Below are 24,865 nucleotides of genomic sequence, written 5' to 3' on the forward strand. Positions count from 1 at the left end.
GCACGAGCCGGCAGATCTTTCACAAGACAACCCCAACCAGGGCGTCAGTGGCTTTCCGAGCCAGACCCCGCCAGAACTCCATCCACACACATCATCATCACTGTGGCTTTCAGGACATTTTTCGTCCTGAAAGCCACTTTCATGACATGCGGGTACGGTCGTAAGCGGAAGGTGATCCTCCGCACGAAAGGCGGCCCGCGTGCTCGACCGACTTCTCGACCGGTACCTCGGCCTCCCACCCGCCGAGGGCCCCGCCCCCTCGGTGACCAAGGCGATCCCCGTCCCGATGCCCGACGGCGTCCGGCTGCTGGCGGATCGCTACGCCGTTCCGGGCGACGAGCCCCGGCCGGTCGTGCTGATCCGCACGCCGTACGGCCGCAAGGGCGTGATGGGCAAGATCTTCGGCGAGACGTTCGCCCGGCACGGGCTGCAGGTGGTCCTCCAGAGCACTCGCGGGACCTTCGGCTCAGGCGGCGAATTCCGGCCGTTCCACCTGGAGAAGGAGGACGGCCTCGCCACCGTCGCCTGGCTGCGTGCACAGCCGTGGTGCGACGGCCGGGTCGCGATGGCGGGCGCGAGCTACCTCGGCCATACGCAATGGGCCGTCGCGCCGTACCTCGACGAGCCGCTCGAAGCGCTTTGCCTCGGTGTCACCGCGTCGGAATTCGTCTCGACCTTCTATCCCGGCGGGATCCTCGCGGTCGACAACATGGTGTCGTGGTCGGCGCTGATCGGACGGCAGGAAGGCCGGTTCGCCGGTCTGCCGAATCCCTGGCAGACGAAGAAGACCCGCCGGGCCATGGCACATCTGCCGGTTTCCGGCGCGGACGTCGCGGCCATCGGCGAACAGGTGCGGTTCCTGCAGGACGTCTCCCGGCACGCCGAACCCGGCGACGATTTCTGGGCGCCGTCGGACCACAGCGCCGAGGTCGCCGCCCTGCGGACACCGGTGAGCATGGTGACCGGCTGGTACGACCTGTTCATCTCAGCCCAGCTGCGCGATTTCAAGGAGCTCGCCGCGGCCGGACGCGAACCGCGGATCACCATCGGACCGTGGGCGCACGGTGAGCCCGCCAGCCTGAAAACCCTGATCACCGACCAGATCGGCTTCCTCTCCGCGCATCTCCTCGGCGATCGCGCGCCGCTGAGGCAGTCGCCCGTGCGCCTGTACCTCCAGGGCTCCGGACGCTGGCTGGACTTCGAATGCTGGCCGCCCGAATCCGACGCCACCCCGTACTTCCTGCGCCCTGGCGGGCTTTCCGTCGCCGAACCCGTCGAGTCGAAGCCGGGAACGTTCACCTTCGATCCGGCCGATCCCACGCCGACCGTCGGCGGCCCGTTGCTGTCGGGCGTGCAAAAACAACAGGACAACAAGGAAGTCGAAGAGCGGCGGGACCTGCTCCTCTTCACCGGTGACGTGCTGGAGCGCGATCTCGACGTCATCGGCGAGATCTCCGCACTGGTGCACGTCCGGACCGACCTCGGGCACGGCGACGTGTTCGTCCGGCTGTGCGATGTGGACCGTCGCGGTGTCTCCCGCAATGTCACCGACGGCGTCCTCCGCCTGCGCCCCGGCGGTCCGGGGTCCGATGTGGACGGTGTGGTCGCGGCCGAGATCCTGCTCGACCCGACGGCCTACCGGTTCCGGCGCGGCCACCGGCTGCGGGTGCAGGTCGCGGGCGGAGCGTTCCCTCGCTTCGCCCGCAACCACGGCACCGACGAACCGGTGTTCAGCGCGGTGGACGGGAAGCCCGCGCGGTTCGAGATCTTCCACGACCCCGCGCACCCGTCCCGGATCACGCTGCCGGTGTTCGCCGGGTCGTGAGTGGCGGTTCGGGTCAAGCCAAGGGTGCCTCAGGTACCTACCGGATTCTGGCTGCGGCTGCTCACGGGCCAGGCGCGTGAAGGCCCGCTTCCCGCCGCCACGGACGTTGCGAAAGCCACTTTCGCAACGTTGAAGGTTGCGAAAGTGGCTTTCGCAACACGCCACTTCGCCCCACCTCGGCCGCGAGCGTGTGTTCAGGCAGGCACGACCCGCTGGTGCGTGGTCAGCCTGCCGTCGTCGTGCAGCACGTGGAACAGCAGCGACGGCGGCAGGTCGTAGTCGATCGGGCCGCCTTCGCTCCAGTGCCGGAGACCGTTCTCCTCCCACGGGAACAGGATGCTCGACCCGACCGAGGGCGCCGACCGCAGCGGCACGCCGGCGAACGTCGTCGACGCCGCGGTGTGGACGTGCCCGCAGAGCAGGGCGGCCACGCGCGGATGGCGCGCGAGCACTTCGGCCAGCTTGTCCTCGCCGTACTGGCGCATCGCGTCCACCAGAGGCAGGCCGAGCGGGACCGGCGGGTGGTGGAAGGCGATGAAGGCGGGGCCGTCTCCGTCGGAGAGGACGCTGTCCAGCCAGGCCATGGTCTCGTCGTCGAACTGCCCGTCCGGTTTGCCCGGGATACTCGAATCGGCCATGACGAACGTGACGTCGCCGACGGTGTGCGCCACGTTGACCGGGGATTCGTCCGGTGCCTGCCCGAGCAGCCCTTCCCTGAACGGGCCACGTTTGTCGTGATTGCCTGGGCAGGTGAACAGCGGGGTATCGGTCTTGAAGAGCTCGGCCGCGCGCCGGTACTCCTCGACGGTGCCGTGGTCGGAGATGTCACCGGTCACGAGGATCGCGTCGACCGGTGTCGCCAGGCCCTCCAGGTACCGCATGACCCGCGCCGTCCGTTCGTCGGCGCGGTCGCCGCCGTCGAGATGGTTGTCGCTCAGATGTGCCGTCACGAACATCGTGTCACCCCATGTCTTCCAGATATGCCAACGTTTTCACCCAGTTCCGCCCGAGCAGCCCGACGGCCGCCTCGACGTCCGCGGCGCGGATCGCCTCGGCGATCCGGTGGTGCTCATCGATACTCTCCCTCGAACGCTCGACGCCACCGAAATAGCGCGCGTCGTAGCGTTTCAGCAGCGGCTTCGTCTGCTCCAGCAACCGCAGCAGATGCGGATTCGTGCACCGCGAGACGAGCAGCGCGTGCCATCGATCATCCAAAGTGGACAGATCCCCCTGACGCCCGAGTTCCTCGGCCATCTCGTCGGCGATCCGGTCCAGGCCGCCGGTGAGCCCGGCGAGGTCCTGCGGCGAACTCCAGCGCAACGCGAGCGATTCCAGCTCCGCGACGAGCGGGTACAGCTGCCGGGCCTCGTCCGGATCGAACGGCGGCACGAGGAAGCCCCGGTTCGGCGCCGAGACGAGCAGACCGCGATCGGCCAGCCCGATCAGCGCTTCGCGCAACGGGGTGCGGCTGACGCCCAGCTCGCGGGCGAGGTGCACCTCGTTGATGCGGCTGTCCGCGGCGATCCGGCCGTCGAGCACGCGAGCGGTGATCTCCTCCGCGAGGTCGCGGCGGAGCAGGTTCCTCGTCATCGGTGCAGTATTGCATGCACTTCGGCCGTACTGTATTCAGTTAGGCATGACGGACTTCGATGTGCACCGCGCTCGCACCGAAACCCCGGGCTGTGCGGAGGTGGTCCATCTCAACAACGCCGGATCGTCGCTGCCGCCCGCACGGGTGACCGACACCGTCGTCGACTATCTGCGCGAAGAGGCCCTGATCGGCGGATACGAGCAGGCCGCGGCGACCGTGGAGCGGATGAACGGCGTCTACGCGTCGGCCGCCCGGCTCGTCGGCGCCGACCCCGACGACATCGCCTTGACCGACAACGCGACCCGCTCCTGGCAGGCGATCTTCTACGCGCTGCCGTTCGCCGCCGGAGACCGGATCCTGACGGCGAAATCCGAGTACGCGAGCAATGTCATCTCCTTCCTGCAGATCGCGAAGCGCACCGGCGCCGTCGTCGAGGTGGTCGACAACGACGAGTCCGGGCAACTGGACGTCGAGGACCTCAAGCGCCGCATCGACGGCGACGTCAAGCTGATCGCCGTCTCGCATGTGCCGACCCAGGGCGGGCTGGTGAACCCTGCCGAGGAGATCGGCGCTGTGGCCAGGGCGGCCGGGATCCCGTTCCTGCTGGACGCGTGCCAGAGCGCCGGCCAGATCGACCTCGACGTCGCGCGCCTGAACTGCGACGCGCTCAGCGTGACCGGCCGCAAGTACCTGCGCGGACCGCGCGGCACCGGATTCCTCTACGCGCACCCGCGGCTGCGTGAACGCGTCGAGCCCGCGATGCTCGATCTTCACTCGGCGGCGTGGACGACGCCCGAAAGCTACGAAGTCGATCCGACGGCGAAGATGTTCGAGGTCTGGGAACGCGATCACGCCGCCCTGCACGGTCTCGGCGCGGCGATCGACTACGCCCTCGAGTGGGGCATGCCCGCCATCGAAGCCCGCGTCGCCGCGCTCGCGGCGAAACTGCGTGACGCGCTCCGCGAGATCCCCGGCGTCCATGTCCACGACCAGGGTGTGCGGCAGTGCGGGATCGTCACGTTCAGCGTGGCGAAAACGCCGTCGCAGGAAGTGAAACAGCGCCTGGGCGCGGCGAAGATCAACGTCAGCGTCACCGAGGCGACGTCCGCCCAGTTCGACTTCGCCGAGCGCGGACTGCCGCCGATGGTCCGGTCTTCGGTGCACTACTTCAACACCGAAGACGACATCGCGCTCCTCGTCGGCGAAGTCGGGAAACTGGCCTAACGGCGGGAAAGCAGCGAATCGGACGGCGGGGCGTACGGCAGCCCCGTCGTCTTCGCGCGCTTGGCGATCACCAGCGCCTCCCCCAGCAGGCTGACGCCGATCGACAGCGTCACCGGCCGCGCGTCGGGATGCGCCCCCGCCGTGGTGGCCAGGAACCCGATCCCGAAGTTCACCAGCAGCGACAGCACCCAGACGCCGAACGTCCTGCCGGTGTAGCGCAGCCACAGCACGCCGTCGCGCTCGAACAGTTTCGTTGTGGTGGCACGCACCGCGCCGAGACCGCACCCGACCGCGGATCCCAGCGCGAGCCAGAGTCCGTCGGTGAAGGTGAAGATCTCCAGTTTGACCAAGCCGTAGACACCGATCCCGAGCAGGATCACCGGCGCCCCGAACACCTCCCGGGCCACCAGCGGCTCGCCGCGCAGCCTCCGCACGATGAGCACGATCACCGCGGCGACCACCAGCGCGATCAGCAACCAGGTCCGCATGAACCCCCCCTTTATGGCATGACTGTGCCAAATAAAATAGCAAGGTCGTGCTATAAAGACAACGTGCCCAAGATCGTCGACCCGGAAGCCCGCCGCCTGGAGATAGCCGAAGCCGTCTTCCGGGTGATCCAGCGGGACGGCCTCGCGCAGGCGTCGCTCAGGAGCGTGGCCGAGGAGGCCGGTCTCGCGATCGGTTCGGTGCGGCATTACTTCGGCGGCCACGACGAACTGATCGTGTTCGCCATGCGCGCGCTCGGCGACCGGCTGGAGGCGCGACTGGCGGGGCACATCCCTGTCCTGCTCGACCCCGCGACACCACGTTCACGGCGACAGGAAGCCACCGAGGCGTTCCTCGGCGAACTCCTTCCGCTCACCGAACAGACCCGCGCCGAAGCCGACGTCTGGCTGGCGTTCTCGGCCGCCGCGAAGAACCGGCCAGACCTCGCGGAGGAGGCCAAGCGCATGTACGAGGGAGTCCGGTTCCTCGTCCGCCGGGTACTCGAGGGCGCGGACGAAGCGGGAGGTCTGCTCGCCGACGTCGACCTTAACGTCGAGACCGAGCGGCTCGCCGCGCTGCTGGACGGGCTCGCGGTGTCGGCGGGCCGGACTTCACCGGAGCTGATGCGCGCGGTGCTCCGGCGGCACCTGGAAACCCTGCGGCGCCCGGGATGAGCACCTTCTACGAAATCGCCGCCCAGGACCCTGACCGCGTCGCGGTGATCGACGTCGACGGCCGCGAGACCACCTTCGGCGAGCTTTCGGCGCGGGCGAATCAGCTGACCCACGCCTTGCGGGCACTCGGTCTCGGTGAGGGCGACGGTGTCGTCGCGATCATCCACAATGGACTCACCTACTACGAGCTCCTGCTGGCGACCCTGCAGGCGGGGATGTACTTCACGCCGGTCAACCACCGGTCCTCACCCGCCGAGATCGCCTACATCGCGGCCGACAGTGGCGCCAAGGTCGCCGTCGCGGACGCGGACATCGCGGCGACGTGCACCGCGGAACTGTCCGGCCTGCACCGGTTTTCGCGCGGCGGGACACCCGGCTGGGCCGAGTACGCGGCTTGGGGAACGGACCTGCCCACGACCACGCCGGAGCGGCGGACCGCCGGCCAGACGATGCTCTACACGTCCGGGACCACGGGACGCCCCAAAGGCGTCCGGCGCGCCCTTTCCGGGCAACCGCCCGCACTGCACCCGATCCACGCGCACACCCTCGAACGCCTGGACGTCCGGCCGGGGCGCGGCGTGCACCTCGTCGCCTGCCCGCTCTACCACGCGGCGCCCGGGATGTTCTCGACCGCGACCCTGCACCTCGGGCACACGCTCGTCCTGATGGACCGGTTCGACGCCGCGGAAACGCTGCGGCTCACCGAAAAGCACCGCGTGACGAGTACGCATCTGGTGCCCACGATGTTCCACCGCCTGCTGCGGCTGCCCGAGGACGTGCGTGCGCGCCACGACCTGTCGAGCCTGACGTCGGTGATCCACGGCGCCGCGCCGTGCCCCCGGGAGGTCAAGGAGCGGATGCTCGCCTGGCTCGGACCGGTCGTCCACGAGTACTACGGCGCCTCCGAGGGGCTGATCACGGCGGTGCACGCGCGCGAATGGCTCGCCGTACCGGGCACCGTCGGCAAGCCTTTGGACGGCGTGCGGATCAAGGTTCTCGACGACGACGGCCGCGAACTCCCCGCGGGCGAAGCCGGGATGCTCTACTTCAGTTCCGCGCACACGAAATTCGACTATCACGGCGATCCGGGCAAGACGGCCGCCGCGCGATCCGGGGAGTTCGTGACCGTCGGGGATGTCGGCTATCTCGACTCCGAGGGGCGGGTTTTCCTGTGCGACCGGCGGACGGATCTCATCCTTTCCGGTGGCGTGAACATCTACCCGGCCGAGATCGAAGCGCGGTTGCTGAGCCATCCCGACGTCGCCGACGTCGCGGTGATCGGCGAGCCGGATCCCGAGTGGGGCCGACGGGTCGTCGCCGTCGTGCAGCCGACCGAGGGCGTCACCGGGGATTCCGCGCTGGCGAAACGACTCGAAGAGCACTGCCGCGCCGAGCTCGCCGGGTTCAAGACGCCGCGCCGGTTCGACTTCCGGGACCGGCTGCCGCGGACGGAGAGCGGCAAGATGCTGCGGCGGACACTTCGGGCGGAATGAACGACCCTTTCGGGCAGTGCCGATCGCGGTACCGTTCGCTCATGCGCCTGCGGTCCGTGACCACGCTGCTCGCCACCCTCGTCCTCGCGCTCGCCGTCCCCGCGACGGCCGGGGCGACTCCCGGATCCGGGGTGACCGGGACGATCTTCGAGCAGCGGACGGTCGGGAACACCGACTACGTGCTGCGCGAGGTCGTCATCCAGCCCGGTGGCTACACCGGCTGGCACTATCACGACGGAAAGCTGTACGCGTACGTGAAAGCAGGCACGCTGACGCACAACTCGGCCGACTGCGGGCTCGACGGCCTGTACCGGAAGGGCGCCGTCTTCACCGAGCCGAGCGACACCGTCCACATCGGACGGAATCTCGGGCGGACACCAGTGGTGCTGGAGGTGCTTTACGTGCTGCCGCACGGGAGCCCGCTCTCGCAGGACGCGCCGAATCCGGGTTGCCCGTTCTAGGGTCCGAACCAGCCGGCGACGTCGAGACGGAAGCCGTCCGACGGCACCATCGTGCGAAGGTCGGCTTCGAGCGCGCGGACCCTGTCGATGCCCAACGTGTCCGCCCACTCCTTGCGCAACTCGTCGAAGATCGCCGCCGACCGGCCGAGTGAGTCGAACCCGCGGCTGGTGAGCCGCACGACCTTGCGCCGCGCGTCGGCCGGGTCGTCGACGCGCGCGACGTAGCCGAGCTGCTCCAGCCTGTCGACGGTCTTGCCCGCCGCCTGCTTGCTGACCCCGAGCCGCCGCCCGATCTCGCTCGCCGTCGCGCCTTCGCGGCCGATCGCCTGCATGGCGAAGCCGTACGCCGGCCGGGCGTGGGGATGTCCCTGCTCGGCGAGTTCGGCGTGCAGCCGGTCGATGATCGAGCGGAAGCCCGCGAACAGCAGGAGCGGCAGCTCGAAGCCGGGAGTTTCGCGAACCTGCTTGCCAGATTCGACAACCTGGTTTACCTTTTCGTCAACCACGTTGACCATCTTAGGGGGAACCTTGTTCACCGATCACACCGTCGAAACCGCGCCCGAAGCCTCACGTCGCGCCATGGAAGCGACCATCCGGAAGTTCGGGCACCTCCCCACCGCCGTCGCCCGGCAGGCGTCGTCACCCGAACTGCTCGACGGATTCCTGAAACTCAGCGCGAGCTTCGAGCGGACCACGCTCGACCCGCTCGCGCGGGAAACGGTCGTGATGACCGTGGCGACCCGCAACGGCTGCGAGGTCTGCGTCGAGATCCACACCGGCAAGCTGAAGGGACATCACGCGGACGACGACGTCATCGCGGCGCTTCGCTCGCAGCAGCCCGTCCCCGACGAGCGGCTGGAAGGCATCCGGCAGTTCACGTTGGCGGTGCTCGAAACCGCGGGCGCCGTCGACGACGAGACCCTGCGGACCTTCTTCGGGCACGGATACACCGAACGGAACGCCCTCGAAGTCGTCATGGGCATCGGCGCCTACACGATGTCGACCCTGGCAAACCGGCTGATCCGGGCCTAGTCGCTCAGCGTGATCACCCCTCGCGGCCCGGGATCACTCCAATGGCCGCCGATCTTGATGTATCTGGGCAGTCCCGACCGTCTCCTGTCTTGTGCAGCCGAAAGTTCGCCACCCGCGGCGCGGCGCACCGGCGGTCTGGCCTGCCGAGGGGGCAGACCAGACCGCCGAAAACCGAAGACGTTCCACAGGTGTTGGGGGTGCGTGAAGGCCTCCTTCCCTCGGCTGAGCCGAGGGAAGGAGGCCTTCACGTGTCTGGGCGCATTTAGTCGACTAACTGCACTCCCGGGGGGGGAGGACGCGGCTCAGGTCCGTGAAGGACCCCGAAGTACATGAAGGCCCCCTTCCTTGCGTCTAGCGCAATGAAGGGGGCCTTCACGTACTTGCACGCCTCCCGAGCGACGTCAGGCTTCGAGCGCCCAGCGCACGTACCGCATCGTCGGCACGAAGCCCGCCTTCTCGAACACCCCGAACGCCCCCGCCGGATCCGCCGAGTCCACGTTCAAACTCGCACGGTCGTAGCCCTGCTCGGCGGCGGCCCGCAGCGCGTGCCCCATCAGCGCGCTCGCCACACCCCGCCGCCGGTGCTCCCGAAGCGTCCCGATCGCCATGAAGTGCGCGTCGCGCACTCCGGTGGCCTCCGTGTCGGCTTCCCACCACATGGTCACCAGCATCCCGGCCGCGGACCCCGCCTCACGAAGCAGGAAGCTGGCCTCGGGTTGGAAAGTCTGATTGATGATCTTGTTCCGCCAGAGATCAGCGGGCATCGGCACCGCGCCCCAGTAATCCCGGTACGCCGCGTTCCGGACCGCCCGGAAGTCCTCGTCGTTCCGCTCCGACCACGGCTCGACCGTGAACCCGTCCGGCATCTCAGGATCGCTCAAGGCCGCGAGCGAATGCTCCATCCGCTGGAAGTAGCGCACCGGCACGAACCCCCGGGACCGGAGGAGCTCGGCCAAGCCCGCGATGCGCTCCGGCCGATTGACGTCGACCACGAGTTTCGCGTCCGGGTGGTGCAGCGCGTGCACCACCTTCGCCGCCGCCACCCCCGCGTCAACGAGCGCGCCGCCGATCCCCTGCCGACGATACGCGGGATGGACTCCCCCGTCGAGGAAGACCCGATGGATCTCCTCCGCGGACGGCTTGAAGCGGATCTTCATGTAGCCGGCCATCACGTCGCCGTCGAAAGCGGCGAGACTCGCCCGGTCCAGATCCGCGTACGGGTCGACCAGCTCCTGGCGAGTGTCCTCCGCCGTGTAGTTCTCGCCGATCTCGTCGACGGTCTCCATCGCGTTGAGGAGATCGGCCGACGCCTCGGCGTCCTGTGGGGTGAGTGGCCGCCAGGTGAGGTCGTGCATCCGGCTCAAGGTAGTCCCGCACGAGCGGGGTGTCGCCGGATTTTCGGTGGGCGCAGTAGGGATCGAACCTACGACCGCTCGGGTGTAAACCGAGTGCTCTCCCGCTGAGCTATGCGCCCGGGAGGTGGCACCCGCGCACGGGTGCCACCGTGAAGACTCAGGCCAGCGAGGCCACGGCCTTCTTCCACGCCTGCTGGTCGCGCGCCTCGCCGGGCTGGTTGACCTCGGCGAACCGGACGACGCCGTCCTTGTCGATCAGGAAGGTGCCGCGGGTGGCCAGGCCGGCCGCCTCGTTGAAGACGCCGTAGGCCTTCGCGACCTCGCCGTGCGGCCAGAAGTCCGAAAGCAGCGGGAACTGGTAGCCCTCCTGCTCGGCCCACGCCTTGAGCGAGAACGGGGTGTCCACGGACACGCCGATCACCTGGACGCCCTGGCCGTCGTAGTCCGCGAACTCGTCGCGGAGCTGGCACAGCTCACCGGTGCAGATGCCACTGAACGCGAACGGGTAGAACACGAGCAGGACCGGCTTGTCACCCTTGAAGGACGACAGCGTCACGGACTGCTTGTTGTAGTCGTTGAGCGTGAAGTCCGGGGCTTGCGATCCGACCTCGACGGCCATACCGGCGGTTTCCTCTCAAGAGCGAACAGGGGCCTGCGACGACAACCCTATCGTGTCGATCGCGCGGCTCCCGAAGTCACCGCTTGGTCTTGGACGACTTCGGCGAAACCAGCCGGGTGCCCGCCCACTTGGGGCCGGCACTGATGTTGGCCGTCTGGGCCAGTCCGACCTGCGGCACCGCCTCGGCGATGTCACTCGGCTCGACATGCCCTGGCTGGCCCGTCTTCGGGGTCAGCACCCAGATCACGCCGTTCTCGTTCAGGGGAGTCCGGACCTCGATCAGCGTGTCACCGAGATCACCGTCGTCTTCGCGCCACCACAGCAGCACCACGTCGATGACCTCGTCGGCGTCCTCGTCGAGGATGTCGCCGCCGATCTGTTCCTCGATCGCCGCACGAAGGTCGTCGTCGACGTCCTCGTCCCAGCCGATCTCCTGGACCACCATGTCCGGCTTGATCCCGAGCCTTTCGGCGACGCTGCTCTGATCAGCGTCTCCCGCGGCGACCACTGCTGTCACTCCTCCAACTACGACGGAGCGTGGTGTCGCGCCGGCCTGATCGACCGGGCGGGCACCACACTCGGGTACACGATGCCCGTTAGCGAACACTGGTGAAGCGTTCCGCGCAACCGTCCACACCGGATCTTGAACAACTCGTGTCGCGGCGTACGGACATTCAGCCCACTCTGACAGGGTCAATTCGGGCGCGCCTGGGCACCTCCGAACGGCCTGCTTTAGGGTGAGAGAGAAAACGCGCGCGCGAGTACAGGCGCGTGCGAGGCGTGTCGCAATCGGGTCCGCGAACGTTACCGATCAGTAGCGGTGACGCGAACGGAACCGGAGGACGACGATGGACGGCGAACACGCCCGCGTACGAGCACAACCAGCTACCACCTTTCGCAAGGAGACCCCTTGGCCCCGCAGAACGACGGCGCCTCCGGCAAGGAGACCCCGGCACGCGTCCGCGTCATCCGTGACGGATTGGCGGCGCACCTGCCCGACATCGACCCGGAGGAGACCGCCGAATGGCTGGACTCCTTCGACGAGGCGCTGGCCAGGGGTGGTCAGCAGCGCGCCCGGTACCTGATGCTGCGCATCCTCGAGCGGGCCAGGGAGCGCCACGTCGGCGTCCCGGCGCTGACGTCGACGGACTACGTCAACACCATCCCCACCGAGAACGAACCCTGGTTCCCCGGTGACGAGGAGATCGAGCGCCGGTACCGCGCCTACATCCGGTGGAACGCCGCGATCATGGTGCACCGCGCGCAGCGTCCCGGCGTCGGCGTCGGCGGGCACATCTCGACCTACGGCTCGTCCGCGGCGCTGTACGAAGTGGGCTTCAACCACTTCTTCCGCGGCAAGGACCACTCGGGCGGCGGCGACCAGATCTTCATCCAGGGCCACGCCTCCCCCGGCATCTACGCCCGCGCGTTCCTCGAGGGCAGGCTGACCGAGAACCAGCTGGACGGCTTCCGCCAGGAGTTCTCGCACGCCGGCGAGGGCGGCGGCCTGCCGTCGTACCCGCACCCGCGGCTGATGCCGGAGTTCTGGGAGAACCCGACCGTGTCCATGGGCCTCGGCCCGATGAACGCGATCTACCAGGCGCGGTTCAACCGCTACCTGCGTGACCGCGGTATCAAGGACACCAGCGACCAGCACGTCTGGGCGTTCCTCGGCGACGGCGAGATGGACGAGCCCGAATCGCGCGGCCTCATCCACGTGGCCGCGAGCGAGGGCCTCGACAACCTGACCTTCGTGATCAACTGCAACCTGCAGCGGCTCGACGGCCCGGTGCGCGGCAACGGCAAGATCATCCAGGAGCTGGAGTCGTACTTCCGCGGCGCCGGCTGGAACGTCATCAAGGTCATCTGGGGCCGCGAGTGGGACTCGCTGCTGCACGCGGACCGCGACGGCGCGCTGGTCAACCTGATGAACACGACGCCGGACGGCGACTTCCAGACCTACAAGGCCAACGACGGCGCCTTCGTCCGTGAGCACTTCTTCGGCCGCGACCCGCGGACCAAGGAACTGGTCAAGGACCTCACCGACGCCGACGTCTGGAATCTCAAGCGCGGCGGGCACGACTACCGCAAGGTCTACGCGGCCTACAAGTCGTCGCTGGAGCACCACGGCCAGCCGACGGTGATCCTGGCCCACACCATCAAGGGTTACGGCCTCGGGCCGTCCTTCGAGGGCCGCAACGCCACGCACCAGATGAAGAAGCTCACCCTCGACGACCTCAAGCTGTTCCGGGACGCCCAGCGCATCCCGATCAGCGACGAGGAGCTCGAGCGCGACCCGAAGCTGCCGCCGTACTACCACCCCGGCAAGGAATCGCCGGAGATCGAGTACATGCTCGGCCGCCGCAAGGCGCTGGGCGGCTTCCTGCCGGAGCGCCGTCCGAAGGCCTCGAAGGCTCTCGTGCTGCCCGGCGACAAGGTCTACGAAGGCATCCGCAAGGGCTCGGGCAAGCAGGAGGTCGCCACCACGATGGCGTTCGTCCGGCTCGTCCGCGAGCTGGCGAAGGACTCCGAGATCGGCAAGCGGATCGTCCCGATCATCCCGGACGAGGCGCGCACCTTCGGTCTCGACTCGATGTTCCCGACGGCCAAGATCTACAACCCGCACGGCCAGACGTACACGTCGGTCGACGCGAGCCTGATGCTGGCCTACAAGGAGTCCGAAAAGGGCGTCATCCTGCACGAGGGCATCAACGAGGCGGGCTCGACCGCGTCGTTCACCGCCGTCGGCACCTCGTACGCCACGCACGGCGAGCCGATGATCCCGATCTACATCTTCTACTCGATGTTCGGGTTCCAGCGGACCGGTGACGGCCTCTACGCGGCGGCCGACCAGATGGCCCGCGGGTTCGTGCTCGGCGCCACCGCCGGCCGCACCACGCTGACCGGTGAGGGCCTCCAGCACGCCGACGGGCACTCGCTGCTGCTGGCGGCGACCAACCCGGCCGTCGTGGCCTACGACGCGGCGTGGTCGTTCGAAATCGCCCACATCGTGCGGGACGGTCTTCGCCGGATGTACGGCGAGACCGGGCCGGACGGCAACGGCGAGAACATCTTCTACTACATGACGATCTACAACGAGCCCTACCAGCAGCCCGCCGAGCCCGAGAACCTCGACGTCGACGGCCTGCTCAAGGGTCTCTACAAGTACGCGGACGCCCCGTCGGGCGACGGCCCGGAGGCGCAGATCCTGGTCTCCGGCGTCACCATGCCGGACGCGCTGCGGGCCCAGCAGATGCTGGCCGAGGAGTGGGGCGTACGCGCGGCCGTGTGGTCGGCGACGTCGTGGACCGAGCTGCGGCGCGAGGCCGTCGAGGCCGACCACGACAACCTGCTCCACCCGGGCGACTCCCCGCGTGTGCCGTACATCACGCAGAAGCTGTCCGGCGCGAACGGGCCGGTCGTCGCGGTTTCGGACTGGATGCGCGCCGTGCCGGACCTCATCCGCCCCTGGGTGCCGACCGACATGCTGACGCTGGGCACCGACGGGTTCGGGTTCTCCGACACCCGCCCCGCCGCCCGGCGGAAGTTCCTGGTCGACGCCCAGTCGATCGTGGTCGGCACGCTGAGCGCGCTGGCCAAGCGCGGCGAGATCGACCGGTCGAAGGCGGCGGAGGCGGCGCGCAAGTACCGTCTCGACGACGTCGCCGCCGCGGGTCCGCAGTTGTCGGACTCCGGCAGCGCCTAGCACTGCCATGAACGGTCCGTTCCTTGCGAAATCTGCAAGGAACGGACCGTTCATTGCGTCCGGGACCGGACGAGCTAGGGTGAGACATCGGATGTTTGCGGAAAGGGTGAGCGAGTGTGACCAAGCGTCGACTGCCGAAGCCGAGTGAGCTGAAGCAGATCCTGCGGCCGAAGCCGATCGTGCTCAACCCGACCGACCGGCGGCTGGCGGGCGCGCACACGATCGCCGATCTGCGGATGCTCGCCCGCAAGCGGACGCCCAGGGCGGCGTTCGACTACACCGACGGCGCCGCGGAGCTGGAAGACAGCCTTCGCCGCGCCCGGCAGGCCTTCCGCAGCGTGGAATTCCACCCGAACGTCCTGCGCGGCGTGTCCGATGTGGACACCGGCAAGGAGATCCTCGGCAAGCGTTCGGAGCTGCCGTTCGCGTTCGCGCCGACCGGGTTCACGCGGATGATGAACCACGAGGGCGAGTCCGCGGTGGCCCGCGTCGCGCAGCGCAACGGCATCCCGATGGGGCTGTCGACGATGGCGACGACGTCCATCGAAGACCTCGCCGCGGCCGCCCCGGAGGCCCGCAAGTGGTTCCAGCTCTACGTCTGGCGCGACCACAAAGCGGGCGAAGATCTGATGAATCGCGCCTGGGCCGCCGGGTTCGACACGCTCATGCTGACGGTGGACACCCCGGTCGCGGGCGCGCGGCTGCGCGACGTCCGCAACGGGCTGACCATCCCGCCCGCGCTCACCCTCAAGACGTTCGTCGACGGCGCGATGCATCCGGCGTGGTGGTTCAACCTGCTGACCACCGAGCCGCTGACCTTCGCGTCGCTGAGCCAGTTCGACGGCACGGTCGCCGAGCTGCTCAACCAGCTCTTCGACCCCACCCTGAACTTCGACGACCTCGACTGGGTCCGCCAGACCTGGCCGGGCAAGCTCGTGGTCAAGGGGATCCAGAACGTCGACGACGCGCGTGACGTGGTCAAGCACGGCGCCGACGCGGTACTGCTGTCCAACCACGGCGGCCGCCAGCTCGACCGCGCGCCGACGCCGATCGAACTGCTGCCCGCGGTGCTCGACGAGATCCAAGGCGACGCCGAGGTGTGGGTCGACACCGGCATCCTGTCCGGCGGCGACATCGTGGCCGCCATCGCGCGCGGCGCGGACGCGGTGCTCATCGGGCGCGCGTTCCTCTACGGCCTGATGGCCGGGGGCGAGCGCGGGGTTCAGCGGTGCGTGGACATCCTGCGCGCCGAAATGACCCGGACGATGCAGCTGCTGGGTGTCCGCACCCTCGCCGACCTGAAGCCCTCACACGCCACCATGCGCTAGACCGCGGCCGAGACCCCGGACGGCGCGGTGCTGACCTGCTTCGCCGTCCGGTTCCAGCTCCACCAGCCGTGCACGACCAGACCGGCGAACACGATGTACACCGCCGCCGAGAAGTACAGGCCCGACGAGAGCTGCAGCGGTACGCCGATCGCGTCGACGACCAGCCACACCAGCCAGAACTCGACGAGACCCGCGCCCTGGGCGGCGAAGGCCACCAGCGTGCCGACGAAGATCGCTGCGTCCGGCCAAGGCGCCCACGAGGCGTCCAGCGCGTCGAGGACCAGCGCCATCACGGTGGTGCCGATCGCGAACGCGCCGGCCATCGCCAGACGCTCGCCGAGACGGCCCTTGCGGACGACGACGCCGTAGACCGGGTCGCTGCGGCGGGACCAGGCCCACCAGCCGTAGATCGAGATGGCGAGGATCGCGATCTGCCTGGTCGCGAGCCCGCCGAGATGCGCGGAGACGTAGACCGAGAACAACAGCACGGTGGCGCCGACCTGGACCGGCCACGTCCACAACGTGCGGCGTTGTGCCAGGAAGACCACGGCGAGCGCGAAGATCTGCCCCGTCAGCTCGGCGAAGGAGATCCATTGTCCGAGCACCGTGACACCGTTGTGCAGCAGGAAGTCCACGTCCGCACCCCTCTCCGTCTACCGCTCCAACATGCTCCGTTCCGGCCCCATTCCCCAGTGAGTGTGAGGTGCGGAACAGGCGGGCGGCTCGAGGGGCGCTGAGGAGACGCGAAAGGGCCCTTCACCGCGTGTTCCGCGGCGATGGGCCCCTTCGACTCCACGCGGGCCCGGTGCCTTCCTCGATCACCGGGCCCGCGGGATGCTCAGGAATCTACGCGACCGATGCCCACGGGCGAAGTCGGCGGCTCCGAACGGACCTCCTGCTTGGCGTCACCGGCCTCCAGCTGCCCCTGCAGAGTGGCCAGCCAGCCCTGCCAGCGGTCCTGCGCCGGCTTGATCAGTCCGCCGCCGAAGCCGACGACGATCACGCCGCCGATGGTGGCGAGCACGGTGATCAGGACCGGTCCGGTGATCGCGGTCGCGATGTTCACCTGGCCGAGCGCGGCGATGATGCCGAACGCCATGATCATCCAGTAGGCGATGGTGCCGAGCAGCCGTCCCGCGGGCCGGGTCGACAGGGCTCCGGTCACCAGGTCGCGGACGACCTTCGCCACGGCGGCCGCGACGATCACCAGCACCAGCGCCACCAGGATCCGCGGCAGGAACGCGATGATGTCGTTGAGCAGCGCGCTGACCGGATTGCTCTCACCGAATACGCCGAACGCGAGCTGCAGCGCGATCAGGAGAATGAAGTAGTACACGAGTTTGACGAGGATTCCACCGGCGTCGACATTCGCCTGTTTGAGCGTTCCGGTGAGCCCGGTCTTCTCGATGAGCTTGCCGAAACCGATCTTCGACAGAACCAGTCCCAATGCCTTCGACACGGCTTTCGCGATCAACCAGCCGATCAGCAGGATGATCAGGAAACCGATCAATTTCGGCACGAAGGTGGCGACAAGGTTCCATGCTTGTCCCAGACCGTCTTTCAGCTGCTCGCCCACGGCGAACTCCCTCCTCTGCGCATCCGCGCCCAACACCGGTGCGGCTTGCGAGGGATCGTTGATCACGAGCACCGCACCGGCAACTCGGCGACCCACGATCGAGTGAGTGAGCTAGCGGGAAAAGATCGACAAGTCCCATACTTGTCCTACCGGTGGGGACCGGGGAGACGAGGCCGTCCGGCGCAGCGAAAAACGCGAGCGCCGGGCGGCCTCGAGTTTTATGCGGAGACCTTTCGCAATTTCGTCTCCCATTACCGTCCACTTCGGACTCCATGGGCGAACCGCCGCAGGATGAAGGCCACCTTTGCCCGCCGGACTAGGATCGCCTGACCATGGCTGATGCGACTTCCGGGCGGCGTGTCCCCAAGCACCACGGGCTGTCCGCCAAGACCCTCCGGCGGCTCGAGCACGCCTCCGGCCGGCTCGCGAGCGCGAGCGTGGCGGTGATGGAAGAGCGGCTGAGCTGGTTCGCCCGCCTCCCCGCCGACCAGCGCGCGAGCGTCCTGCTGATCACCCAGGCGGGTGCCGCCGGTTTCGTCGACTGGCTCCGCGACGCCAAGGAGGCGCTCTCCCTCACCACCGAGGCCTTCCGCGAAGCACCCGCCGAACTGTCCCGCTGGGTGAGCCTGCGGCAGGCCGTCGGCATGGTGCGGCTGGCGATCGAGGTGTTCGAGGAGCAGCTGCCGGAATTCGCCGCGAACGAGGCCGAACGCGCCGCGCTGATCGAGGGGATCCTGCGCTACGGCAGGGAGATCGCGTTCGCCGCCGCCAACTCCTACGCGGCCGCCGCCGAAGCGCGCGGCGCTTGGGACGCGCGGCTGGAGGCGCTGGTCGTCGACGGCATCGTCCGCGGCGACGCCGAGGAGGCGGTGCTCTCCCGGGCCGCCGCGCTCGGCTGGGATCCGGCCGCGCCCGCCACCGCGCTGGTCGGCACCCCGACGTCGGACGACCCGCCCGCGGTCGTGTTCGAGGTCCGCAGCCGCGCCGCCAGGGTCGGGCGCCCCGTGCTGCTTTCGGTGCAGGGGTCCCGGCTGGTCGTGGTGGTCGCCGGTCCCACCGACGGCAGCATCAAGGACCGCGAGATCCTCGCCAAGCTGTCGGTCGCCTTCGCCGAGGGCCCGGTCGTCGCCGGCCCGACGGTGCCCACCCTCGCCGAAGCGCACCACAGCGCGACCGAAGCGCTCTCCGGCCTGCGTGCCGTCGTCGGCTGGCCCGGCGCGCCCCGGCCCGCGAGATCGATCGACTTGTTGCCCGAACGCGCGTTGTCCGGCGATCCCGAGGCCGAACGCCTGCTCGTGGAGCAGATCGCGCGGCCACTCGAAGAAGCGGGCCCGGCCTTGCTGCGGACGGTGGAGACCTACCTCGACAGCGGCGGCGTCCTGGAGACCTGCGCGCGGACGTTGTTCGTGCATCCGAACACCGTCCGGTACCGGCTGCGGAAGGCGGCGGAACTGACCGGCCGCCACGCCGCCGAATCGCGGGACGCCTGGGTGCTGAAGGTGGCGCTGACGGTCGGGCGGCTGGCCCGTGCCCGCGGCCTCTGGTGACGGCCGTGATCGGACACCGCACACGCGTGATCGGACACGGGACTCGCGTGATCAGAGACGGAACTCGCGTGAGTTTCGCCTCCAATCACGTGAGATCGGCTCCCGATCACGCGAGTGACGGCCTCCGGGCTCAAAGCCAGCCTCGTCTCAGGCACCGCGGTCGGGCCGCGTGACCAGAGGGACGACACACGTGACTGAGTGGACGACACACGTGACTGGACGGACGGCGCGGGTGACTGCGTGGACGACACACGGTGGGGCCCCGACCGCGAGCGTGTGCCGTCCGGCTGATCACACGTGCCGTCCGCTCGGTCACCGTGGCCCGAGCGTCGAACCGGTTGGTAACTCTGCGCAGTGACGGACTTCATAGGGAAAGCTGGTTGAACCCGACAAGGCTTTTGGGTTAAGCGCGGAGATCAGGAAGACGCTTTTGGAGGGTTCCGACAATTACGTCGGCCGGACTTGGTGAGCGTCGGCATCACGACCATGGTGGCCGAGAGTGTTCTCTAGTGGGGTGACAGTTGCAGTCCTCGCCCCCGGTCAGGGTTCCCAAGCCCCAGGCATGCTCTCCCCTTGGCTCGAGCTCGACGGCGCCCGCGCGCGCGTCGAAGCCTGGTCCGAGCGGGCCGGTCTCGACCTCGTCCGCCTCGGCACCGAAGCGGACGCCGAAGAGATCCAGGACACCGCGATCACGCAGCCGCTGATCGTGGCGCTGTCACTGCTGGCCTTCGAGCACCTTCAGCGTGAGGCCCCGGTCGCCGCGGACACGCCGGTCGCGGGTCACTCCGTCGGCGAACTGGCGGCCGCCGCCATCGCCGGTGTGCTCAGCCCCGAAGACGCCGTCGCGCTGGCCGCCGTCCGCGGCGCCGAGATGGCGAAGGCGTGCGCGCTGGAGCCCACGAGCATGGCCGCGGTCATGCTAGGCGACCCGGAGCAGGTCGTCGCGTGGCTCGAGGGCCACGGTCTCGCCGCGGCGAACCGCAACGGCGCCGGCCAGATCGTCGCCTCCGGCGCCGCCGACGCGATCGGGAAGATCGTGGCCGAGCCGCTGGAGGGCACCAAGGTCCGAGCGCTCAAGGTCGCGGGCGCGTTCCACACCTCCTACATGGCACCCGCGCGTGAAGCGCTGGCCGCCCACGCTGCGAAGATCACCCCGGCGGACCCGACGCGTCCGCTGCTGTCGAACGCCGACGGCCAGGTCGTCACCAGCGGGGCCGAGTACCTCGACCGGCTGGTCAAGCAGGTCACGAGCCCGGTTCGCTGGGATCTGACCATGGACGGTCTGGTCACCGCGGGTGTCACCTCGACGCTCGAACTTCCGCCGGCGGGCACGCTGACCGGGCTGGTCAAGCGGCAGCTCAAGGGAACCGTGACCACCACGATCGCTCTGAAGACGCCGGCCGAGCTGGCGAAGCTTCAGGGGCAGGAGGACGCTTCGTGACCGACCGATCCACTTTGCGGCAGGCGCCGGGCGCCGCCGGGACCCGCATCCTCGGTGTCGGGAGCTTCCAGCCCGAGAAGATCGTGACCAACGACGATCTCTCGAAGATCATGGACACCAACGACCAGTGGATCCGCGAGCGGGTCGGCATCATCGAGCGCCGGTTCGCCGAGAAGGACGAGTCGCTGGTCGACATGGCGGTCAAGGCGGGCACCGCCGCGCTGGCGGACGCCGGTGTGGACCCGTCCGAAGTGGACACGGTCATCCTGCCGAACTGCACGATGCCCACCCAGATCCCGAACGCCGCCGCGCAGGTGGCCGACCGGATCGGCATCACGCATCCGGCCGCGTTCGACCTCAACGCCGCGTGCGCCGGATTCTGTTACGGCATCGGCGTCGCTTCGGATCTCATCCGGGCGGGCAGCGCGAAGAAGGCGCTCGTCATCGGTGCCGAGAAGCTGACCGACCACATCGACCCGGTCGACCGCGCGAACGCGATCATCTTCGCCGACGGCGCCGGCGCGGCGGTGGTCGGCGCGGCCGACACCGCGCAGATCGGCCCGGTCGCCTGGGGCAGCGCGGGCGAGCACGTCGACCTGATCTACATGCGCGACAACAAGTGGATCTACCAGGAGGGCCAGTCGGTCTTCCGCTGGGCGACCACGCAGATCGCGCCGATCGCCTTGCAGGCGCTGGAACTGGCCGGGCTCGAACCGTCCGATGTGGACGTCCTGATCCCGCACCAGGCCAACCTGCGCATCGTCGAAGCCATCGCGAAGAAGCTTCGTGCCAAGGGCGCTCGCGAGGACATGGTCGTCGCCGACGACATCAGGTACTCGGGCAACACCTCGTCCGCGTCGATTCCGCTTGCGCTGGACCACATGCGCAAGGCGGGCACCGTGAAACAGGGCGACGTCGTGCTCGCCGTGGGCTTCGGGGCCGGACTCTCCTACGCGGGCCAGGCCTTCGTCTGCCCGTGATGAATACTTCCCCTGCGGGCACCGTGTCCGCAGGGCAGCCGAAAGCATCACCGAGAAGGGAACAACCAGTGGCAGACAACGCAGAGATCCTCGCCGGCCTCGCCGAGATCGTCGAAGAGGTCGCCGGTGTGGCGCAGGACGACGTGACCGCCGAGAAGTCCTTCGTGGACGACCTCGACATCGACTCGCTGTCCATGGTGGAGATCGCTGTCCAGGCCGAGGACAAGTTCGGCGTCAAGATCCCGGACGACGAGCTGGCGAACCTGAAGACCGTTGGCGACGCGGTGAACTACGTGTCGGCCAACTCCAAGTAAGTCCGACTTCTTGATTGGCGCCGACCTTGGGGAGACTCCAATGAGCAACAACGACGTCGTGATCACCGGGATGGGCGCGACCACGCCGCTCGGCGGGGACGTCGCGTCCACGTGGGACGGCCTGCTCGCCGGGGCGAGCGGGATCCGCCGCATCGAAGCCGACTGGGTCGACGAACTCGAGCTGCCGGTGAAGATCGGCGCCATGCTCGCCGTCGACCCGTCCGAGGTCCTGCCGCGGGTTCAGGCCCGGCGGCTGGACCGCTGTGAGCAGGTGGCGCTCATCGCCGCCCGCCAGGCTTGGGCGGACGCGGGCTTCGAGCAGCCGACCGACGAGCATCAGGATGTGGAACCCGAGCGCCTCGGGGTGACCATCGGTACCGGTGTCGGCGGTCCGGTCACCCTGATCTCCCAGAACGACCTTCTGCACAAGCAGGGACTCCGCAAGGTCTCCCCGCTGACCGTGCCGATGCTGATGCCGAACGGCCCCGCCGCTCACGTCGGGATCGACCTGAAGGCACGTGCCGGTGTGCACTCGCCCGCTTCGGCCTGCGCGTCGGGCGCGGAAGGCATCGCCGCCGGCTACGAGATGATCCGCTCGGGCCGGGCCGACGTCGTGGTCGCCGGTGGGGCCGAATCGTGCATCCACCCGATCACCCTCGCCGGTTTCGCCCAGGCGCGGACGGTGTCCACCCGCAACGACGACCCGGCGAAGGCGTCCAGGCCGTTCGACGTGAACCGTGACGGTTTCGTCCTCGGCGAGGGCTCCGGCGTCGTGATCCTGGAGCGGGCGGACCGGGCCAAGGCCCGCAACGCGCGGATCTACGCGCGGCTGAGCGGGTACGGGATCACCTCGGACGCCTACCACATCACGGGCAACCACCCGGAGGGCATCGGGCAGATCGCCGCCATGCGGCAGGCGATGACGATGGCCGGGGTCTCCCCGGCCGACGTCGGCCACGTCAACGCGCACGCGACCTCGACGGTCGTCGGCGACGTCGGCGAGGCCGCGGCGATCCGCAACGCCGTCGGCGAGCACGTCGTGGTGACCGCTCCCAAGGGCGCGCTCGGCCACCTGGTCGGCGGCGCGGGCGCGGTCGAGGGCATCGCCACGATCCTGGCGATCTACCACGGGCTCATCCCGGCGACGCTGAACCTCGAGGACCTGGACCCGAAGGTGCAGCTCGACGTCGTCTCCGGTGAGGCTCGCAAGATGGAGCTGGGCGCGGCGATCAGCAACTCGTTCGGCTTCGGCGGTCACAACACGGCGCTGTTGTTCACCCCGGCGGCCTGATTTCAGTACGTGAAGGCCCCCTTCACTGCGTCTAGCGCGGTGAAGGGGGCCTTCACGTATTTCGGGGTGCTATTTGAAACCGGGCCGATTAGACTCCGCGACGTTCATGACATGAGCCACCTGCCGCGGGAGTGTGTACTCGATTTCGACGACATGCTCCCAGTGGTCGCGCAGCTCGCGAAGTGCCTTCTCCCTATCTGTGCCAAGGTCGTGGAGTGCCGACGCGACCCTGCGATCCAGCTCGTAGATCACCTCGCAAGTGGCCTGAATCTCTTCGTACACCTTCAAGTTGAGGCTTGCGACCATGGTCATCAGGCCGAGGCATTTCGGCATCGCCGCGTGCACCTCGTCATCGTATGATCGAATTCTCGACTCATCGAGTTCCGAGGGGTCGTGCTTGGCGAACCAAGTCACCCAATTGATCGCGTGCTGGATCGCGAACATGGCGGAGAACACCCCCGCCGCTTGCTCTCTCAGCGCGGCGAGGTAAGCCGCGTGTTCGGCCTTCTCATGTCGCAAACGCTCGTTGCGTACAGTGACGAGGTTCGTGACGATGCTGCCGACCAATGCCGCCATCGCTCCGGCTGCGGCTCCGAGAAGTGCCGCCACGGCTGGACTCATTCGATCCCCTCTCCTCACCGGCGCACCACAGTCACGCCAGCCTGTTCGTCTAAGGGTGGATGAGCCACAGTGTCATGGGGTGGTCGTCCTGGCAGTCGTAGATCTGCATCTGCGTGAGATCCGCGGTCTCGCCCTTGGCGTCGAGACACCGGGTGGGGTTGCCACCGCCGACCTTGGAGTAGATGAACTTCGGCACGGAGTTGGGGACCACCGGCGGGACCCAGCGCTGGCCGCTGTTCGTATTGCAGGTCACCTGGATGACCGGGGCCCTGTTGGTGTTACCACCCTCGACGTCGAGGCAGCGGCCGCTCGCCTGGTTGATAAAGCGGAAGGTGGTGGACGTGTTGGGGACGATCGCCCATTTCTGGACGGCGTTGTTGTTGCAGGGCATCTGCACGACGGGTGCCCTTTGCTCCAGCGGGGCACTCGGGTGGGGCTGGATGCACTTGTTGCTGCCGTAGTTGCGCACGCGGTAGTAGGCGTCCGCGCCCGCGGGCGGGGCGGCCAGCGCCGTCACCGCGAGCGCGGCGCTCAGCAGTCCGATGATCTTGAGCTTCATGATTTCCCTCGCCTTCCTGGTGCCGCCGATCGCGGCCCGACGCGTCGAGAGTGGCCGGGGGTGCTGCGCCGCCACTGCGCTCGCGCTGCGGCGGAACGTTTTCGCCTCGGGCGGCGACTCTCCGGGAGGGGGTCTCATGCTGGTGCGGATTCTCGGCCCGGTGGACGTGGTGGCCGACGGTGGTGCGACCCGTACGGGGGTTGCGGCGCAAGGCGTTGCTCGCCGTGCTGGCGCTGCGAGCGGGCGAGATCGTGACCGTCGATCGGCTCACCGATGTGGTGTGGGGTGCCCGGCCGCCCACGGCGAACACGGTGCAGACCCACGTTTCGGCTTTGCGGGGAATGCTGGGCGACCGCGATGCGATCGTGGCCCGTTCTCCCGGCTATGTGCTGAACGCGGCGACAGATCTTGGTAGCGCACAGCGTCTGATCGAGCAGGCCGAGCGGACGCCGGACCCGCCGCGACGGCGACGTGCCTGCGGCAGGCCTTGGCATTGTGGCGGGACAAGCCGCTGGCCGACGTCACCGGCATGACATGGTTGGACGACCAGGCCGAGCGGCTCGCGGTGCTGCGGCTCGACGCCGTCGAAGCGCTCAACGAGGCAGGACTGGCGCTCGGCGAGCACGCCCGGCTAGGGCGTGTCCTGTAAGTCATTGGAGCCAGAGCACGATCGCGGCGATGGTGAGTTCGGCCTGGTAGTAGGCGGCGCGTTTGGCGTAGCGGGTGGCCAGGTCGCGGAACT

At 68.5% G+C, this 24,865-nt stretch carries 26 protein-coding genes and 1 tRNA gene; 15 read left to right on the plus strand and 12 right to left on the minus strand.

The features are described from left to right. The first annotated feature begins 199 nt into the window (after positions 1–199). Positions 200–1,825 (plus strand): CocE/NonD family hydrolase, encoded by a 1,626-nt coding sequence (locus ACSMFO_RS39550; RefSeq protein WP_436462465.1) that lies wholly within the window; start codon positions 200–202, stop codon positions 1,823–1,825. A 194-nt stretch (positions 1,826–2,019) separates the two neighbouring features. On the opposite strand, the gene ACSMFO_RS39555 is transcribed toward ACSMFO_RS39550, so the two are convergent. Together ACSMFO_RS39555 and ACSMFO_RS39560 are read right to left on the minus strand one after the other, a co-directional pair. Then, the gene (locus ACSMFO_RS39555) at positions 2,020–2,781 is read right to left on the minus strand and encodes a metallophosphoesterase (protein ID WP_436462466.1); all 762 of its coding nucleotides are present in this window, start codon (positions 2,779–2,781) and stop codon (positions 2,020–2,022) included. Positions 2,782–2,785: 4 nt separating this feature from the next. Beyond that, a complete protein-coding gene (locus ACSMFO_RS39560) occupies positions 2,786–3,415 on the minus strand; it encodes a GntR family transcriptional regulator (RefSeq protein WP_360129918.1) in 630 nt (209 codons plus the stop codon). Between the two features lie 46 nt (positions 3,416–3,461). Between ACSMFO_RS39560 and ACSMFO_RS39565 the strand changes: the two genes are divergently transcribed. Beyond that, positions 3,462–4,640, plus strand: a complete 1,179-nt coding sequence (locus tag ACSMFO_RS39565) for an aminotransferase class V-fold PLP-dependent enzyme (protein WP_436462467.1) — start codon at positions 3,462–3,464, stop codon at positions 4,638–4,640. Here ACSMFO_RS39565 and ACSMFO_RS39570 read toward each other — a convergent pair. Next, complete coding sequence (locus ACSMFO_RS39570) at positions 4,637–5,128, minus strand: DUF1453 domain-containing protein (protein WP_436462468.1); 492 nt, start codon at positions 5,126–5,128, stop codon at positions 4,637–4,639. The two genes, ACSMFO_RS39565 and ACSMFO_RS39570, sit on opposite strands and share 4 nt — an antisense overlap. A gap of 63 nt (positions 5,129–5,191) precedes the next feature. On the opposite strand from ACSMFO_RS39570, the gene ACSMFO_RS39575 reads away from it, so the two are divergent. The 3 genes from ACSMFO_RS39575 to ACSMFO_RS39585 are packed head-to-tail and all read left to right on the plus strand — an operon-like array spanning position 5,192 to position 7,754. Then, positions 5,192–5,800 (plus strand): TetR/AcrR family transcriptional regulator, encoded by a 609-nt coding sequence (locus ACSMFO_RS39575; RefSeq protein WP_436462469.1) that lies wholly within the window; start codon positions 5,192–5,194, stop codon positions 5,798–5,800. Next, on the plus strand, positions 5,797–7,293 hold the full coding sequence (locus ACSMFO_RS39580) for an AMP-binding protein (RefSeq protein WP_436462470.1): 1,497 nt from the start codon (positions 5,797–5,799) through the stop codon (positions 7,291–7,293). The genes ACSMFO_RS39575 and ACSMFO_RS39580 overlap by 4 nt, the downstream gene beginning before the upstream one ends. A gap of 41 nt (positions 7,294–7,334) precedes the next feature. Further along, complete coding sequence (locus ACSMFO_RS39585) at positions 7,335–7,754, plus strand: cupin domain-containing protein (RefSeq protein WP_436462471.1); 420 nt, start codon at positions 7,335–7,337, stop codon at positions 7,752–7,754. Here ACSMFO_RS39585 and ACSMFO_RS39590 read toward each other — a convergent pair. Then, positions 7,751–8,269: a MarR family winged helix-turn-helix transcriptional regulator gene (locus ACSMFO_RS39590; protein ID WP_360129936.1), complete on the minus strand. Its 519-nt coding sequence runs from the start codon at positions 8,267–8,269 to the stop codon at positions 7,751–7,753. The two genes, ACSMFO_RS39585 and ACSMFO_RS39590, sit on opposite strands and share 4 nt — an antisense overlap. 13 nt (positions 8,270–8,282) lie before the next feature. Here ACSMFO_RS39590 and ACSMFO_RS39595 point away from each other — a divergent pair, with 13 nt between their 5' ends. Then, positions 8,283–8,786, plus strand: coding sequence for a carboxymuconolactone decarboxylase family protein (locus ACSMFO_RS39595; protein ID WP_038510051.1), 504 nt, complete (start codon positions 8,283–8,285; stop codon positions 8,784–8,786). Positions 8,787–9,187: 401 nt separating this feature from the next. Here the strand turns inward: ACSMFO_RS39595 and ACSMFO_RS39600 are convergent, their stop codons facing one another. The 4 genes from ACSMFO_RS39600 to ACSMFO_RS39615 all read right to left on the minus strand — a co-directional run bounded on the left by ACSMFO_RS39600 (position 9,188) and on the right by ACSMFO_RS39615 (position 11,268). Further along, positions 9,188–10,141: a GNAT family N-acetyltransferase gene (locus tag ACSMFO_RS39600; protein WP_436462472.1), complete on the minus strand. Its 954-nt coding sequence runs from the start codon at positions 10,139–10,141 to the stop codon at positions 9,188–9,190. Between the two features lie 47 nt (positions 10,142–10,188). Then, positions 10,189–10,260: transfer RNA gene (locus tag ACSMFO_RS39605), tRNA-Val, on the minus strand. 38 nt (positions 10,261–10,298) lie between these two features. After that, a complete protein-coding gene (locus ACSMFO_RS39610) occupies positions 10,299–10,760 on the minus strand; it encodes a peroxiredoxin (RefSeq protein WP_016336116.1) in 462 nt (153 codons plus the stop codon). Between the two features lie 76 nt (positions 10,761–10,836). After that, positions 10,837–11,268, minus strand: coding sequence for a DUF3052 domain-containing protein (locus tag ACSMFO_RS39615; protein WP_016336117.1), 432 nt, complete (start codon positions 11,266–11,268; stop codon positions 10,837–10,839). 402 nt (positions 11,269–11,670) lie between these two features. Between ACSMFO_RS39615 and aceE the strand changes: the two genes are divergently transcribed. Together aceE and ACSMFO_RS39625 are read left to right on the plus strand one after the other, a co-directional pair. Beyond that, positions 11,671–14,466 (plus strand): pyruvate dehydrogenase (acetyl-transferring), homodimeric type, encoded by a 2,796-nt coding sequence (aceE, locus tag ACSMFO_RS39620; protein ID WP_436462473.1) that lies wholly within the window; start codon positions 11,671–11,673, stop codon positions 14,464–14,466. A 116-nt stretch (positions 14,467–14,582) separates the two neighbouring features. Beyond that, a complete protein-coding gene (locus ACSMFO_RS39625; RefSeq protein ID WP_360129949.1) occupies positions 14,583–15,794 on the plus strand; it encodes an alpha-hydroxy acid oxidase in 1,212 nt (403 codons plus the stop codon). Here the strand turns inward: ACSMFO_RS39625 and ACSMFO_RS39630 are convergent. Both ACSMFO_RS39630 and ACSMFO_RS39635 read right to left on the minus strand, forming a co-directional pair. Next, entirely contained in the window at positions 15,791–16,429 is a 639-nt protein-coding gene (locus ACSMFO_RS39630) for a nicotinamide mononucleotide transporter family protein (RefSeq protein ID WP_436462474.1), read from the minus strand. The genes ACSMFO_RS39625 and ACSMFO_RS39630 overlap by 4 nt on opposite strands. Positions 16,430–16,632: 203 nt before the next feature. Further along, positions 16,633–17,370, minus strand: coding sequence for a mechanosensitive ion channel family protein (locus ACSMFO_RS39635; protein WP_436462475.1), 738 nt, complete (start codon positions 17,368–17,370; stop codon positions 16,633–16,635). Between the two features lie 332 nt (positions 17,371–17,702). Here ACSMFO_RS39635 and ACSMFO_RS39640 point away from each other — a divergent pair, with 332 nt between their 5' ends. The 5 genes from ACSMFO_RS39640 to ACSMFO_RS39660 all read left to right on the plus strand — a co-directional run bounded on the left by ACSMFO_RS39640 (position 17,703) and on the right by ACSMFO_RS39660 (position 22,943). Beyond that, positions 17,703–18,917: a PucR family transcriptional regulator gene (locus tag ACSMFO_RS39640; RefSeq protein ID WP_436462476.1), complete on the plus strand. Its 1,215-nt coding sequence runs from the start codon at positions 17,703–17,705 to the stop codon at positions 18,915–18,917. Between the two features lie 514 nt (positions 18,918–19,431). Next, positions 19,432–20,358 carry an ACP S-malonyltransferase gene (locus tag ACSMFO_RS39645; RefSeq protein ID WP_436462477.1) on the plus strand — a complete coding sequence of 309 codons (927 nt, stop codon included), beginning with the start codon at positions 19,432–19,434 and terminating at the stop codon, positions 20,356–20,358. Continuing rightward, complete coding sequence (locus ACSMFO_RS39650) at positions 20,355–21,338, plus strand: beta-ketoacyl-ACP synthase III (RefSeq protein ID WP_038510037.1); 984 nt, start codon at positions 20,355–20,357, stop codon at positions 21,336–21,338. Before ACSMFO_RS39645 ends, ACSMFO_RS39650 begins: the two co-directional genes overlap by 4 nt. A 68-nt stretch (positions 21,339–21,406) precedes the next feature. Continuing rightward, a complete protein-coding gene (locus ACSMFO_RS39655; RefSeq protein WP_004559006.1) occupies positions 21,407–21,652 on the plus strand; it encodes an acyl carrier protein in 246 nt (81 codons plus the stop codon). 40 nt (positions 21,653–21,692) lie between these two features. Next, the gene (locus tag ACSMFO_RS39660; protein ID WP_436462478.1) at positions 21,693–22,943 is read left to right on the plus strand and encodes a beta-ketoacyl-[acyl-carrier-protein] synthase family protein; all 1,251 of its coding nucleotides are present in this window, start codon (positions 21,693–21,695) and stop codon (positions 22,941–22,943) included. A gap of 69 nt (positions 22,944–23,012) precedes the next feature. Here ACSMFO_RS39660 and ACSMFO_RS39665 read toward each other — a convergent pair whose 3' ends face one another. Together ACSMFO_RS39665 and ACSMFO_RS39670 are read right to left on the minus strand one after the other, a co-directional pair. After that, positions 23,013–23,552: a hypothetical protein gene (locus tag ACSMFO_RS39665; protein ID WP_436462479.1), complete on the minus strand. Its 540-nt coding sequence runs from the start codon at positions 23,550–23,552 to the stop codon at positions 23,013–23,015. 61 nt (positions 23,553–23,613) lie between these two features. Further along, positions 23,614–24,123 (minus strand): RICIN domain-containing protein, encoded by a 510-nt coding sequence (locus ACSMFO_RS39670; RefSeq protein ID WP_436462480.1) that lies wholly within the window; start codon positions 24,121–24,123, stop codon positions 23,614–23,616. Between the two features lie 179 nt (positions 24,124–24,302). On the opposite strand from ACSMFO_RS39670, the gene ACSMFO_RS39675 reads away from it, so the two are divergent. Further along, entirely contained in the window at positions 24,303–24,656 is a 354-nt protein-coding gene (locus ACSMFO_RS39675; protein WP_436462481.1) for an AfsR/SARP family transcriptional regulator, read from the plus strand. Continuing rightward, positions 24,611–24,772 (plus strand): BTAD domain-containing putative transcriptional regulator, encoded by a 162-nt coding sequence (locus ACSMFO_RS39680; protein ID WP_436462482.1) that lies wholly within the window; start codon positions 24,611–24,613, stop codon positions 24,770–24,772. Before ACSMFO_RS39675 ends, ACSMFO_RS39680 begins: the two co-directional genes overlap by 46 nt. Positions 24,773–24,865 lie beyond the last annotated feature (93 nt).

Source organism: Amycolatopsis sp. w19 (genome assembly GCF_051373225.1).
GTDB classification, from domain to species: Bacteria; Actinomycetota; Actinomycetes; order Mycobacteriales; family Pseudonocardiaceae; genus Amycolatopsis; species Amycolatopsis japonica.